This window comes from Streptomyces niphimycinicus, assembly GCF_018883605.1.
Lineage (GTDB): Bacteria > Actinomycetota > Actinomycetes > Streptomycetales > Streptomycetaceae > Streptomyces > Streptomyces niphimycinicus.
Window position 1 is genome coordinate 1 of the sequence record NZ_JAHLEM010001330.1, and the last position, 560, is coordinate 560.

Genomic DNA, 560 nt, shown 5'->3' on the forward strand with positions numbered 1-560 from the left:
AGGCCCGCTCCACCCCGGCCCGCAGCGCCGCCGCGATCCGCTCGGCCACCGCGCCGCGCTCGGTCGTGCCGCGCAGCCCCGCCAGCAGCGGAACCCGGCCCTCCGGAAGCCGTACGCCGAGCAGCACCGGCACCCCGACCGCCGCCAGCTCCTCGTGAAGGGCGTGGGCCAGTGCCGCCCAGCTCTCCCCGCCCCCCGCCAGCGGGCGCGGATCCTCCACCAGCCGCATCACCACCGGCAGCAACGGACCGTCCGCACCCGGCCTGAAGCCCAGCACCCGGGCCTGGGCGGGGGCGTCCGACGCCTCGATCCGGCCCTCCGCGAGATCGGTGAGGAAGTCCCCGCGCCCGCGCGCCGCCAGCTCCTCCTCCTGACGCGTCCGCAGCAGCACCACCGCCAGCAGATCCGCCGTCCGCTCGGCGGCGATCCGGTGCACCGGCCCCAGCGGCCCGGCCACCGGAAGGACGGTCAGCCGCGCCCGTACGGAGCCGGGCCCCGGCCCGCCGCCCGGGATGTCCGCCATCACGCTGCCCGCCGGGGGTTCGGGCCGCTCGGCCGCG

General features: G+C 79.5%; 1 pseudogene. It reads right to left on the reverse strand.

Features of this window, described 5'->3' with window-relative positions:
* A pseudogene (locus KN815_RS49605) lies at positions 1 to 560 on the reverse strand (PucR family transcriptional regulator); the annotation flags it as partial.